Consider the following 13,798-nt stretch of genomic DNA (forward strand, 5'->3'; position numbering starts at 1 on the left):
TGATACCCAGGGGGGATAAATTCTACTCATATCGCGCCGAGAAAACTACCGTTTGCGTCCGGCAGCGGCGGATTGAAAGCAATCGATCCGAAACGGGGTCTCTATAGCTATTAATTGCAGGGGAGGACAGGGCCATGAAACTGGCGATTTTACCGCTGACCCTCCACCTTATGCCCGGTGGCAAACTGCCTTTGCGTATTTTTGAATCCAGGTATATCAGGATGGTCAGCGAAGCAGCAGGGACGGGAAATGGCTTCGGCATCGGCATGCTCGACGATGAGCAGGGCAAGCGAACCCATAGCCTTTTCATGCTGGGCACCCGGGTGCAAATTGTGGATTTCTACAGCCTGGCTGATGGCTTGCTGGGGATTACGGTAGAAGGAACCGAACGTTTCCTGATCCGCTCCCTGAGTCAGGATGCTGATGGTCTCCTGCAGGCGGAAGTCTCGCTGCTGGATAACTGGCAGTCCTGCTCTCTTTCTTCGTTCGAGCGGGTCTTGTCTGATAAGTTACAGGAAGTGTTTGACGAGTATCCTGAGCTGGCCGAGCTGCACCCGTCGCCCCGATGGACGGATGCTGCCTGGGTCACCCAGCGCTGGCTGGAAGTTCTGCCCCTGGGTGGACACCAGACCCAGTTGCTGATGGCCGAGGACAACTGTCGGCGGGCCCTGGCGTTCTTGATGACCATGATCAAACCCGATTCGGTGCCCGGCTTGCGTCACTAGAGCATCGAGCAGTTTCAACGTTGGCCAGGCCAACCTAGATGAAGAGGCTATTCCCCTTGTCTCTTTCAAGCCCCGGCGTCCTCTGATGAGAATGCCGGCAGGCGCCCCCGGACAGGTAGCATTCAGTTCGCAGCAGTCAACAAGGCCTCCGCTCAATAGAGCATGGGGGGATGCCTGAATGTTAACCTGCATGGTGCTTTAGGGAGTAGGGTTACCACAGCTCGGTAGGATCTATATCCAGAGACCAGCGCACCTTGCGCGCCAGAGGGATGGTGTCGATCAGGGCCAGCGCCTGACGTACGGCGATGGCCAGCTGGCGCCGGTTGCCGGCCTGCAGCAGCAGCTGATGCCGGAACTGCCCCGCTTTCTTTTCCATCTGGGCGCTGAAGGGGCCGGCGCAGAGCAGATCGGCGGGCAGCAAGGGTTTGAGCCGTTCCGCCAGTGCCTGCAAAAAATCCTGGCAGGGTTCGGACTGATTGGCCTGAACCCGGAACAGGGCCTGGTAACTGAAAGGGGGTAGCCCCGCCTGTTGCCGTTCCTGCAAAGCGGTACGGGCAAAATGCGCGTAGCCCTGGTTGGCCAGGTCCTGTAGCAGAGCATGATCAGGATGATGGCTTTGCAGTACTACCCGACCGGGTTTACTGGCTCGTCCGGCCCGACCCGCCACCTGGATATAAAGCTGGGCAAAGCGTTCGGTTGCCCGAAAATCGCTGGCGAACAGGGCCGCATCCACATCCAGCAGGGCGACCAGGGTGACATCGGGAAAGTGGTGGCCCTTGGCCAGCATCTGGGTGCCCAGCAGAATCTGATAGCGGCCCTCACGAATACCGGCCAAGTGTTGCTGAAAACTGCCTTTACGGCGGGTATTGTCCCGATCGATCCGAATGGTGCTGTACTGGGGAAACAGGGCGGCCAGGGCCTGTTCGACCTGTTCGGTACCCAGGCCCGTGCCCAGCAGCTGCTGGCTGCCACAGTGGGGACATTGGCGGGGCACGAAACGCTGGTGATCGCAATGATGACAATGCAACCTGGCCTTGCCCCTATGCCAGGTATAATGGGCGTCGCAACGCTCGCAATCGGCCAGCCAGCCGCAATCATGGCAGAGCAGGGCGGGAGCATAACCGCGGCGGTTGAGGAACAGCATCACCTGATTTCCCCGGCTTAATTCCTCTTCCATCAGCTGGATCAACTGAGGAGAAAGCCCCGCATGCAGCTGTACATGTTTGCTATCCAGCAACAGATGCTGGGCGACAGCGGCGGCACCCGGTCGTTGGCGCAGGAGCAGGTGGCGGTATTTGCCGTTGTGGGCATTGTGCAGGGTCTCAAAGGCCGGGGTGGCCGAGCCCAGCACGATGGGAATGGCCAGCCGGCGAGCCCGCAGCATGGCCAGATCCCGGGCATGGTATCTGAAGCCGTCCTGTTGCTTGAAGGAGCTGTCATGCTCTTCATCGATCAGGATCAGACCCAGTTCGGCAAAAGGCGTCAACAGGGCGGAGCGGGTGCCAATGATCACCGCCGCCGATCCATCGCGGCAGGCGAGCCAGGCATCAAGTCGCTCCCGTTCCGACAGGCCGGAATGCAGGGTAACGATCGGTACCCGAAAACGACGCTGAAACCTGGCTATCGTCTGTGGCGTCAGCCCGATTTCCGGCACCAGTACCAGTACCTGCCGACCCTGGCGCAGCACGGGTTCCATAGCCTGAAGGTAGATCTCAGTCTTGCCCGAGCCGGTGATGCCTTCCAGCAAGAAAGGACTGAAGCCGGTGGCCTGGTTGATGCAACTGACCGCCAGTGCCTGCTCGGTATTGAGTCGTGGCTTGTCTTCTTCATTTACCGCATAGCTCCGGCGCCAGTCGGCGGGAGCGGGCAGCTGCTCCCGCTTTTCGGCCAGTCCCTTGGCGGCCAGGCCTTTCAGTACGCCGGCGGTGATGCCCCTGACTTCCAGTTCGCCTGGCGACAGCGGCCCCTGGGCAAGCAGCTCCAGGGCCTGACGTTGTTTATGGGCCTGGGGGGAAAGAGGCTGACTGCTGGCCCCGGGAGGGCAGTTGTGCCAATAGCTGATGGTCTTGTAGTCGGCGGCTTCCCCTTTGCGCAACAGGGTCGGCAGGGCCTGGAAGTACACCTCGCCGGGGGCATGCTGATAATATTGTACGGCCCAATCCAGCAAGCCCATGTCCTGTGCCGATAGTACCGGGTGGGTGTCGAGTGCAGCCTGTATGGACTTCAGCTTGTGGGTGGCGACGCTGGGCTGTTCCGGGTGGGCGACCACCAGGGCGACCTGGGAGCGGTTGCCAAAGGAGACCAGGACCCGGCAACCGATGGCGGGCAGGGGGAGGTCGCTCAGATAATCGAAATCCTGTCTGAGCGGAACGGGGAGCACGACCCGTATCAACCCCTGGGTTACCGGTACTGTCATTGGTGATTTTACCTCCATTTTCCCTTGCCCAGAAATGCGCGATCCTATAATATTCGCAGCCTTCACAAAACATGTATCACTGCGTGTGGTGTCTGGCATAGGATCAGATAGCGACACGGCCTAATGACAGAGGTTGTCCATGAAACAAGGTATCCACCCCGAATACAAAGAAATCGTTGCCAAATGTTCCTGCGGTAACGAAATCAAGGTCCGCTCCACCGTGGGTCACGATCTGAACCTGGACGTATGTTCCTCTTGCCACCCCTTCTATACCGGCAAGCAGAAGGTAGCGGACACCGGTGGCCGTGTAGATCGCTTCAACAAGCGTTTCGGTGCCTTGTCCTCCAAGAAATAAGCAACGATTTCTTGCTAAAAAGGCGCTGCGGCGCCTTTTTTGTTGCCCTTTTTTTCCTCCATTGCCCATCTTTAAATCCTGCTCCTCCTGACGAGACGCAGGATGTCAGCCTTGTCTCTGCCCTGGTTATTGCTGCTGTTGTGTCCTATATGGACTTATCCCGCCTGCCCACGCCTGGCCGCCGATGAAACCGTGCGGGTCGAGCGGGTAGTTGATGGCGATACCCTGAAGCTGAAAGACGGTCGGACCATACGCCTGATCGGTATAGATACTCCCGAGCTGAACCCCTATGACCGTACTCAGGCAGAGCCGGGAGCCACGCATGCCCGGGACTGGTTACGAAATAATTTCAAGAAAGGGTCTCAATTGAAACTGGTTTTTGGTGTTAAAAAACATGATGATTATGGTCGCTGGCTGGCTCACCCACTGTGGCCTTCCGGTGCGCCCCTGACAGAACAGATGTTACTCCTGGGGTTGGGTTCCTTGTTGCTGATAGCACCGAACCATGAACTATGGCCCTGCCTGTTTGCTGCGGAAACAAAGGCGAGGCGGGCCAGGCGAGGGATCTGGTCACGGCCGTTGTCCATGCTGCCCAGCCAAACCGGATGGCAGATGCTACGTGGGCGAGTGACGGCAGTCAGCACCGAAAGCAACCGGGTACGGCTGCTACTGGAAGACAAGGTCTGGTTGCAAGCGGGTAGCCGAAGCAGCCCCGAACTGCGGTTACGATTGGCCCAGATCAGGCCTGGTACCCTGTTGTTTGTCAGGGGATGGGTTTACAGAGACAAGGGCGAATGGCGGCTGTGGCTGAATCGCCCCTGGCAATACAGCAAGGAGAACTGAACTCCCGGATGGGACAACTGCAAGTCAGTTGATTACTACCATATTGTACAAAAAATGTGTTAAATTTGTTTTTCTAAAGAAGTAATAATGTCAACAATCGCATCAGGGTACTCAATAAAATGACCGATTTCCGTCAAAATGCATTGGATTATCATGCGCTTCCAAAACCAGGCAAGATATCTGTAGAAATCAGCAAGTCTGCTGAAACCGCCAAGGATCTGGCCCTGGCTTATAGTCCGGGAGTGGCCGAGCCGGTGAGAGAAATTGCCGCCAATCCGGAAAATGCCTATAAATATACCGCCAAGGGCAACCTGGTCGCCGTTATCAGTAACGGTACCGCCATCCTGGGCCTGGGTAACCTGGGCCCCCTGGCCTCCAAGCCGGTCATGGAAGGCAAGGCACTGTTATTCAAGCGTTTTGCCAACCTGGACTCCATCGACATCGAAGTTAAACACAGGACTACCGAAGAGTTTATCCAGACCGTGGCTGCCATTGCCGACACCTTCGGTGGTATCAACCTGGAAGACATCAAGGCACCCGAGTGTTTCGAGATCGAAAAAGCCCTTATCGAACGCTGCAACGTGCCGGTGTTCCATGATGATCAGCATGGCACCGCCATCGTTACCGCCGCTGGCATGATCAATGCGCTGGAAGTACAGGGCAAGAAGATCGCCGATTCCCGCATCGTTTGTATGGGTGCCGGCGCCGCCGCCGTTGCCTGTATGGAGCTGCTGATCAAATGCGGCGCCCAGCGGGAAAATATCTATATGCTGGATCGCAAAGGGGTTATCCACACCCGTCGCGATGACCTGAACGAGTACAAGCAGCTGTTTGCCAACAACACCGACAAGCGCACCCTGGAAGACGTAATCACCGACGCCGATGTGTTTGTGGGCGTGTCCGGCCCGGATGTACTGCCGGCAGAGGCGGTAGCCATGATGGGGGAAAACCCGGTAATCTTCGCCTGCTCCAATCCGGACCCCGAGATCAAGCCGGAATTGGCTCATTCCGTACGTCAGGATCTGATCATGGCGACCGGTCGTTCCGACTATCCCAACCAGGTGAACAACGTACTTTGTTTCCCCTTTATCTTCCGTGGCGCCCTAGATGTTCGGGCTTCATGCATCAATGACGAGATGAAGGTGGCGGCCGTTGAAGCAATTCGCAGCCTGGCCAAGGAGCCGGTGCCGCAGCAGGTATTGGATGCCGCCGGCATTGAAGCCCTGACATTCGGCAAGGATTATATTATTCCCAAGCCGATGGATCCCCGGCTGCTGCCACGCGTGGCCCGTGCCGTTGCGGTTGCAGCAGTGGAATCAGGTGTAGCTGGTATCGAACTACCAGAAAACTACATGCTGGATTAAGAACTGTCTATCAGCTGTCAAAAAGGAGCCTTACGGCTCCTTTTTTATTTCCTGGCTTATACCTATCGGATTAAATAGCTGTTCCGAATGGTAGATCACGACTGACGGCGACCAGATGTTGTTTAGCAGATCCTTAGCGCCAGGGCCGGAAAATGCTCCTGCCGTTACGGCATTCCCGTGCCTCATGGATGCTTGATGGGGGGGCGTGCGAGACGGCTGTGTTGACTCAGGCGCTATGCCCCAACAGACGCTCAGATACTTAATGGGGGGGGCTATTTCCATACGGAACCAGTTTGACTCAAATTACGGCTCCAGACGGACTTTTTGTTACAGATATGATCACTTTCCATAAAAACCCTTTGGCTAACGAGGTTTTATTGGTTAGAATTTGTGCGTTTTTATGCGTCTTCCAAAGGAGTCTGATGTGCGTAATAGGGTGAAACTTGGCTTAATGTTAGTATGCATGGCTTCTGCCAAACCGTATGCAAAGGGATCCGATTTGGAACTTAAACCACCAGTGGCCAAGAAAATTCCCCACAGCCTGACTCACCATGGCGATACCCGGGTCGATAACTATTACTGGTTACGGGATGATCAGCGGGAAGCCAAGGCGGTGCTTTCCCACCTCTCAGCCGAAAACAAGTACAGCGAGCAGGTGCTGCAACCCCTGTCGGCCCTGCAGGAAAGTCTCTATCAGGAGATGCTGGCGCGTATCAAGAAAGACGACAGCTCCGTGCCTTATCGCAAGGACGGCTACTGGTACCAGACCCGTTATCGTGAAGGCGGTGAATACGGCATTATCGAGCGTTACACGGAAGATCACCCCGAGCGGATCCAGCTGCTGCTGGACTGTAATGAGCGGGCCGAAGGCAAGGCCTATTACAGCATGGGCCAGCTGGCAGTCAGCCCGGATGATCAGGTGCTGGCCTTTGCCGAAGACTTTGTCTCGCGCCGCCAATATGAGATCCGTTTCAAGTCGCTGAGCGACGGTCAGCTCTATGAAGAGGTGCTGGAAAATACCTCCGGCAACCTGGTGTGGGCCAATGACGGCAAGACACTGTTTTACGTGAAGCAGGATGAAGACACCCTGCTGCCCTATCAGGTGTACCGTCATACCCTGGGTACGCCTCAAAGCGAGGATGTGCTGGTCTATGAAGAAAAAGATGCCAGCTTTTATACCAGCATCTACAAGAGCCGCTCCAACGACTATATCGTGATCGGTGCCTGGAGTACCGTTTCCAGTGAAATGAGTCTGGTACCGGCGGATCGTCCCGAAGCCGAGGCCGAGGTGTTCCTGCCCCGTCAGCGGGATCATGAATACTCGGTGGAACACTACCGGGATCGGTTCTACATCCGCTCCAATAAGGAAGGTGCCAACTTTGCCCTGTATCAGACCGAGCAGAGCGGTCCTGAGCAGTGGCAGACGTTGATCCCCGCCCGGGAAGACGTGCTGCTGGAAGACTTTGCCCTGTTCCGTGACTGGCTGGTATTGGAAGAACGTCAGGAAGGCCTGGTGCACCTGCGTCAAATCAACTGGCAGAATGGTCGCGAGCACCAGATCCGCTTCGAGGATCCCGCCTATGTCACCTGGCTGGGTGCCAACGCCGAGGATGAAACGCCCTGGCTGCGTTATGGCTATTCTTCCATGACCCGTCCAGTGACCACTTATGAAGTCAACATGGATACCCTGGAACGCAAACAGCTCAAGCAGCAGTATGTGGGAGAACAGTTCGACGCCGACAACTATCGCAGTGAACGCCTGTGGGTCACTGCCCGTGATGGGACCAAGGTTCCCGTTTCCCTGGTATATCGAGCCGACCAGTTTGAGCAGAATGGCGACAATCCCCTGCTGGTGTATGCCTATGGCTCCTATGGTGCCAGCATGGACCCGGACTTCAGCAGCGCCCGCCTGAGCCTGCTTGATCGCGGCTTCGTCTATGCCATCGCCCATGTGCGTGGTGGTGAGGAGCTGGGGCGCGACTGGTATGAGCAGGGCCGGTTGATGAACAAGCAGAACAGCTTCAACGATTTTATCGATGTTACCCAGGCCCTGGTGGCGCAGGGTTATGCCGACCGTAGCCGGGTATTTGCCTCCGGTGGCAGTGCCGGTGGCCTGTTGGTTGCTGCCGTCGCCAATATGGCCCCCGAGCTGTTTAAAGGGGTGATTGCTTCAGTACCCTTCGTGGATGTGGTGACCACCATGCTCGACGAATCCATCCCCCTCACCACGGGTGAATATGACGAGTGGGGCAACCCGGCTGATGACGATGCCTACCGTTATATGAAGTCCTACAGCCCTTACGATCAGGTGAAGCCGCAGGCCTATCCCCATATGCTGGTGACCACGGGATTGCACGATTCCCAGGTGCAGTATTGGGAGCCGGCCAAGTGGGTGGCCAAATTGCGTGAGTTGAAAACTGACGACAACCTGTTGTTGCTGCACTGCGACATGGACTCTGGCCATGGAGGCAAGTCCGGACGTTTTTCCTACTATCAGGATCTGGCCCGGGAATATGCTTTCCTGCTGGCGTTGGCTGAAGAAGAAGCCCAGGTCAGCCGGATCGCCGGTTTTAGCAAGGCTGAAGGTATAGTCAACTAACCAGCTCCGCTGGTTTGCCAGACCAAAGCCGGGTTAACTACCCGGCTTTGGCGTATAGATAGGGGTGGGAAAGGTGGCCACCTTGTCGCTCAGCTCGGTCAGTTTGGCGGTGCCGCGTCTTTGAACCGCATCGATCCGCAATATCTGGTGCAGCGGGATATAGGTACGATTCACTTCGGCAAATTCGCTTTTTAGCCTGTCTTCGGCGGGATCCACCAACAGCGAGGTACGGGTATCCCAGACGAAGTCCGCCAGTTCGACAAACCCGAACAGGCTTCCCTGGGTTACTTCCCGCACATAGATCTCATAATGTTTGCCGGCGTTGATAAACTGAACACGATACAACAGTTCTGCAGCTTTCATTTTTCTCCAATCCATTCTGAAGCCTGGAGCACCATACAGTGCAAAAGCAGGCATCTCCCATTCTCTCTTGCTCGAAGAGCTGATTGACTGCTGACGAGGAGGATGCTCACGGCCAAAGGATACTCCTCTTCTGCCACGCGGTGAATCCTCAATGGAGGCTCCACCGCACCATCTGACTGTCAGGGATAGTGGGTATGCCGGAATGGCAGGAGCGCTGCCCAGGCACGGAGGACGGCGCGCCTGCCTCCTTTGTCCTCCGATCACCCCGGATGGTCAACTTTTAAACTGCCCGGTGTTCTAGACCCCCCACCGGGGGATGTGCAGCTTAACCACCGATAGACTGGATAATGACCAGCAGCACCAGCACAGGGCATACCAGACGGACATACCAGGGCCAGATCTTCCAGAACCAGCCCTGTTCCAGCTCGGGGTGGCCGGCCTTCAGCTCGGCCAGTACCTGGTGCCGCTGCCAGACCCAACCGGCATAGAGGGTGATGCACAGACTCACCAGCGGTTGAGCGTAATGGGTGGTTGCGGTGATTATCAGTCCGAACAGGCTGCCAAAATTAAACACTATTATCACGCTGATCAAGGTGCATAACAGAGTCATTAGCCAGGTAGCCTTGATGCGTGACAGACCTCCGATTTCCATCGCCATCGACACCGGTGCCTCAAGCATGGAAATCGCAGAGGTAATGGCCGCGACTATCATCAGCAGGAAAAAGGCAAAGGCGATCAGGTGCTGGGCCTGGCCCATGGTATTGAACAGGGCGGGTAGTACCGAAAACACCAGGGTATCCGAGTCGAGCAGGCTGCCGTCTTCTGCAAGGATGGACACGCCATTATGTTGTGCCACGTACATGGCGGGCAGGATCAGCAGCCCGGCGAGGAAAGCAACGCTGGTATCCAGCAGGGTGACTTGGGCGGCCAGCACGGGGATGCTTGCCTGACGGCTGAGATAGGAGCCGTAAATCATCATGACAGCGGCGCCCAATGACAGGGAGAAAAAGCTCTGGCCAAGGGCTCCGATCAGTACCTTGCCTTGTAGCACGCGGGAAAAATCCGGGATCAGATAGGCTTTCAATCCCGCTCCGGCACCCGGCTGAAGCAGCATGTACAGGGTCAACAGCAGCAGCATCGACAGCAGCAGGGGCATCAGCCGGCGTGACCATTTCTCGATACCCTGCTCCAGTCCCTGGCAGACTACATAGAGGCTGAGCAGGGCAAACAGCAGGGTAAATATCAGGTTGCGGGACACCGAAAAATCGCTCAGCCAGGCGGCGCCTTGCGTGGAGCCCATCATGTGGGCCAGCGGCTCAAGGGCATAGGCGACAAACCAGCCGGAGACAATGGCATAGAAGGTGAAAATAAAGCTGACGGTGAGCACGGCGGCCAGTCCCAGCAGGCCTGCGCCCACCCGACCGGCACGATCCTCGGTCAGCTGTTGCAGCGCCCTGAAAGGAGTGGCCTGGCCGTGACGGCCAATGGCCATTTCCGCGACCAGCATGGGGTAGCCCAGCAGGAAAATAAACAGCAGGTACACCAACAGGAAGGCGCCACCACCGTTGCTGGCTGCCTGAGTCGGAAAACCCCAGATATTGCCGACCCCGATCGCCGAGCCCGCCGCCGCCATGACAAACCCCAACCTGCTGCTGAACTGCGCCCTTGATTCCACTTTGCTACGCCCCTGCTCTGGCATACGCCGTAAAGTTTCCAATACAGGCGCCGTTAATGAAAAATGAGGCAAACTATGGTGTTTTGCAGGATTTTTGTCAAATAGAAGCAGGCCGTGTAGCGGAGGATGCCGGGCCTGCCTAAATGAGTAGAGAAATATAAAGGCGGGGGGGGAGCCCCCACCTTTATTAAGCCAGCTGGGTGGTCAGCTTCAGCCAGTTACGCTTTTGAATCTGCAGGGACGCTCTCAACTCATCGCAGTTGAGCCTGAGCCTGAGTTCTTCATATTTGCAGCCTACCGCCTTTTTCTTCATGTCCAGCAGCGTCTTGCGGGCCTGATAATAGGCCTTCAGCTGCTCCAGCAAGCGCTCATACTCGCCATGCAGCAGCGCCAGCCATTGTTCGGTATCGGCTCCCTGGCGACGCAGCAGCCGTTGTCGGGCTTGCTCCAGACGCATTTCCAGCTTGGCCTGTTCGATACGCTCTTGCGGGCTGGTGCGTAACCGGCGAGCAAGGCCCACCCAGCTCATGGACTTGATCAGCCATTTGGTCGGATCGTAATGCCACCAGCAGATGCCGTTGCGGTAATCGGACTCGAACAGGTGATGAAAATTATGGTAGCCCTCGCCGAAGGTCAGCACTGCCAACAGATCATTGTCCCTGGCGGTATTTTTATTGGTATAGGGTTGGCGCCCCCAATAGTGGGCCAGGGAATTGATGAAAAAGGTGACGTGATGGCCGAGTACCAGGCGCAATACGCCGGCCAGCAACAGCATGCCCCACAGGTCGCCGTGCAGCAGCCCCAGCGCAATCGGCAGACCCAGGTTCATGAGCAGGGTCAGGGCCAGATAGTGGCGATGCTGAAACGCCAGGATGGGATTGCGTTTCAGGTCCGGGATATTGCTGTCATCTTCCGGATGGTAATCGCGCAGCATCCAGCCCATATGGGAGAACCAGAGTCCCCGCTTGGCCGAATAGGGATCTTTTTCAAGATCATCCACATGGCGATGATGGCGACGATGATCGGCACACCAGCGCAGAGCCGAATTCTGCAGTGACAGAGCGCCTCCGAGGGCAAACACCCATTGCATCAGGGGATGCGCCTCATAGGCCTTGTGGGCCCACAAACGATGATAACCGGCGGTAATCGACAGGCAGCTGTAGCTGAACAGCAGCAGCAGGGCCAGCCATTGCCAGCCGTCGTAGCCATGGGTCAGGCCATACCAGGGTACCAGCACCAGTGCGGCCAGGCCGGTACCGGCAAAGACGAGGGCATTGGTCCATAACAGGGGGGGTTTACGCATATCAACATCCATTGAGCGAACAACTGTACACTATTTTCCCGGTTCGGCTGGGTGGGGTCAATCAGAAAATGACCAACCGGGGCTGACCCCATTCATACAAAAAGGTATGATCCGGCCATAAAGCGTTAGACCCTGGAGTCTTGTGGGCATTCGAGCCGAACAAAAAGAAAAAACCCGGCGCACCCTGATTGAATCTGCCTTTCGGCAGTTGAGTGCCGAGCGAAGTTTTTCCAGCTTGAGTCTGCGCGAGGTCTGCCGGGAGGCAGGCCTTGCACCCACCTCTTTCTACCGTCATTTTAAGGATATGGAAGAATTAGGCTTGACCCTGGTTGATGAAGGTGGCCTCACCTTACGTCAGTTGATGCGTCAGGCCCGGCAGCGGATTGCCGATGGCGGTAGCGTGATCCAGATTTCGGTCAAAACCTTTATGGAGTTTATCGACAACAGCCCGGATGTGTTTCGCCTGCTGTTGCGCGAGCGTTCCGGCACTTCGGTTGCCTTTCGTCAGGCGGTGGCCAGGGAAATCCAGCATTTTACCGCCGAGCTGACCGATTACCTGGAAGAAAGGCAGCATATCCGGCGTGACTATGCGCTGTTGCAGGCCCAGACCATGGTCACCCTGGTATTCAGTGCCGGCGCCGAAGCCCTGGATATGAATGATGTTGAGCGTTCGGCACTGGCTGAGCGGATGATCCTGCAGCTGCGCATGGTTGCCAAGGGCGCAGATGCATATTATAAGACTAAACGGCCCTAGGCCCTTACGTGAGGAAGGATGTCCATGTTACAAAGTAAAAAAATTCGTCGTAAGCCCATACTATTGGCATTCCTGGTGGGGGTGTGTGGTAATGCCACCCTGGCAACGTTGAGTGTCAGCCAGATGGCATTTTCGGTATTCCCGGCCATTGCGCTGGTGTTGGCTGCCTACATGCTTTATCAGGAGTATCTTAGCGTTCCCATGGAAGGCGATACACCCTTGTGTGCCCTGCTGAGCTTTTTGATTGGGGTGTTTGGGTATTCTTCATTTTTACGGGTACAGTTCCCGGAAATGGGCACCAATTTCCTGTCGATCATGATCACCCTGGGGTTACTGGCCTGGCTGGCTGTCAAACTGGGAGTGGCCGCGCGCCCCAAGGCGGAATAATCGGTTTTACCGGTTTCTCATTGATGCCAGTCGGTTCGGGCCGACTGGCATTTTTTATTGCTGATGGTGGCCGTGGCTTCAGTCCGGGCGTTCTTCGGTGGCCAGCGGTAGTTCGTCCCGGCTGCCCCATTCGGCCCAGGAACCGTCATAAACGGCAATCTGTCGGTGTCCGCTTACCTCGGCGGCCAGGGCCAGAATGGCCGCCGTGACTCCGGAGCCACAGCTACATATCAACTGTTGTTCGGGCTTGAGTACCGTCTTCAGCCGCGCCGCCAGCCGTTCCAGCGGCAACAGGTGACCGTCTTCGAGCAACTCGGTAAATGGCAGGCAAACGGCGCCGGGCATATGACCGGCCCTGACACCCGGTCTGGGGTCGGGCGCCTCGCCATGGAAACGCTCCCGGCTCCTGGCATCCAGTACCAGACAAGCAGGGTTGGACAGGGCATCGAGCACAGCCGTTGCATTCCGCACCCAGTTCGGTGCCCAGCTGGCTTTATAATGACCCGGCTGGGGCCGGGGAGCCGTCCCCTGTTCGGTGAGCAACCCCTGCTTTTTCCAGGCGGGCAGACCGCCATTGAGCACGGCTACCTGTTGATGCCCCATGGCCTTGAACATCCACCAGGCTCGGGGGGCAGAGAAGATCCCCACGCTGTCGTAGACGACTATTCGCTGATGATTTTCCAATCCCAGCCGGGAAGCCTCTCGGGAGAATAGGTCGGCATCGGGCAGCATATGGGGCAGGTGGCTGTGTTGATCCTTGATGCGATTATCGAAGTCAAAATAGCGGGCCCCCGGTATCCGGCAGGCCAGCCACTCCTGTTCGGCATTTCTCTTGGCTACGGGCATATGCCAGCTGGCATCCAGTACCACCAGCTCCGGGTCTGACAGATGCTCGGCCAGCCACTTGCAATCAACCAGGGATGAGGTGAAGGTGGGTTTGGCCATCGGCAATTCTCCTTGTCTGTTAATGGTTTAATATTAACGTCAAAGTGGGGATAGGCGACATCCCCGGGG

12 protein-coding genes are annotated in these 13,798 nt (G+C 56.7%); 7 read left to right on the forward strand and 5 right to left on the reverse strand.

Annotation, left to right across the window (positions count from 1 at the left end; genetic code table 11):
* Window positions 1-134: 134 nt before the first annotated feature.
* On the forward strand, window positions 135-725 hold the full coding sequence (locus DCS96_RS13195; RefSeq protein WP_116474860.1) for an LON peptidase substrate-binding domain-containing protein: 591 nt from the start codon (window positions 135-137) through the stop codon (window positions 723-725).
* A gap of 211 nt (window positions 726-936) precedes the next feature.
* On the opposite strand, the gene priA is transcribed toward DCS96_RS13195, so the two are convergent.
* A complete protein-coding gene (priA, locus tag DCS96_RS13200) occupies window positions 937-3,141 on the reverse strand; it encodes a primosomal protein N' (protein ID WP_116474861.1) in 2,205 nt (734 codons plus the stop codon).
* A gap of 139 nt (window positions 3,142-3,280) precedes the next feature.
* Here priA and rpmE point away from each other — a divergent pair, with 139 nt between their 5' ends.
* The 4 genes from rpmE to DCS96_RS13220 all read left to right on the forward strand — a co-directional run bounded on the left by rpmE (window position 3,281) and on the right by DCS96_RS13220 (window position 8,302).
* The gene (gene rpmE, locus DCS96_RS13205; protein WP_116474862.1) at window positions 3,281-3,496 is read left to right on the forward strand and encodes a 50S ribosomal protein L31; all 216 of its coding nucleotides are present in this window, start codon (window positions 3,281-3,283) and stop codon (window positions 3,494-3,496) included.
* A 102-nt stretch (window positions 3,497-3,598) separates the two neighbouring features.
* The gene (locus DCS96_RS13210) at window positions 3,599-4,339 is read left to right on the forward strand and encodes a thermonuclease family protein (protein ID WP_116474863.1); all 741 of its coding nucleotides are present in this window, start codon (window positions 3,599-3,601) and stop codon (window positions 4,337-4,339) included.
* A gap of 119 nt (window positions 4,340-4,458) precedes the next feature.
* Window positions 4,459-5,703, forward strand: a complete 1,245-nt coding sequence (locus tag DCS96_RS13215; RefSeq protein ID WP_116474864.1) for a malic enzyme-like NAD(P)-binding protein — start codon at window positions 4,459-4,461, stop codon at window positions 5,701-5,703.
* A gap of 451 nt (window positions 5,704-6,154) precedes the next feature.
* Window positions 6,155-8,302, forward strand: a complete 2,148-nt coding sequence (locus DCS96_RS13220; protein ID WP_116474865.1) for a S9 family peptidase — start codon at window positions 6,155-6,157, stop codon at window positions 8,300-8,302.
* A 33-nt stretch (window positions 8,303-8,335) separates the two neighbouring features.
* On the opposite strand, the gene DCS96_RS13225 is transcribed toward DCS96_RS13220, so the two are convergent.
* From DCS96_RS13225 to DCS96_RS13235, 3 genes are all read right to left on the reverse strand, one after another.
* On the reverse strand, window positions 8,336-8,665 hold the full coding sequence (locus DCS96_RS13225; RefSeq protein ID WP_116474866.1) for a DUF1820 family protein: 330 nt from the start codon (window positions 8,663-8,665) through the stop codon (window positions 8,336-8,338).
* Between the two features lie 325 nt (window positions 8,666-8,990).
* Window positions 8,991-10,340, reverse strand: a complete 1,350-nt coding sequence (locus DCS96_RS13230; RefSeq protein WP_116474867.1) for a sodium-dependent transporter — start codon at window positions 10,338-10,340, stop codon at window positions 8,991-8,993.
* A gap of 187 nt (window positions 10,341-10,527) precedes the next feature.
* Complete coding sequence (locus tag DCS96_RS13235) at window positions 10,528-11,643, reverse strand: acyl-CoA desaturase (RefSeq protein ID WP_116474868.1); 1,116 nt, start codon at window positions 11,641-11,643, stop codon at window positions 10,528-10,530.
* 142 nt (window positions 11,644-11,785) lie between these two features.
* Here DCS96_RS13235 and fabR point away from each other — a divergent pair, with 142 nt between their 5' ends.
* Together fabR and DCS96_RS13245 are read left to right on the forward strand one after the other, a co-directional pair.
* The gene (gene fabR, locus DCS96_RS13240) at window positions 11,786-12,397 is read left to right on the forward strand and encodes an HTH-type transcriptional repressor FabR (RefSeq protein ID WP_116474869.1); all 612 of its coding nucleotides are present in this window, start codon (window positions 11,786-11,788) and stop codon (window positions 12,395-12,397) included.
* 24 nt (window positions 12,398-12,421) lie between these two features.
* Window positions 12,422-12,784 carry a YijD family membrane protein gene (locus DCS96_RS13245; RefSeq protein WP_116474870.1) on the forward strand — a complete coding sequence of 121 codons (363 nt, stop codon included), beginning with the start codon at window positions 12,422-12,424 and terminating at the stop codon, window positions 12,782-12,784.
* A gap of 78 nt (window positions 12,785-12,862) precedes the next feature.
* Here the strand turns inward: DCS96_RS13245 and sseA are convergent, their stop codons facing one another.
* Window positions 12,863-13,729, reverse strand: coding sequence for a 3-mercaptopyruvate sulfurtransferase (gene sseA, locus DCS96_RS13250; protein WP_116474871.1), 867 nt, complete (start codon window positions 13,727-13,729; stop codon window positions 12,863-12,865).
* Between the last annotated feature and the right edge of the window lie 69 nt (window positions 13,730-13,798).

This window comes from Zobellella maritima (genome assembly GCF_003075035.1).
GTDB classification, from domain to species: domain Bacteria; phylum Pseudomonadota; class Gammaproteobacteria; order Enterobacterales; family Aeromonadaceae; genus Oceanimonas; species Oceanimonas maritima.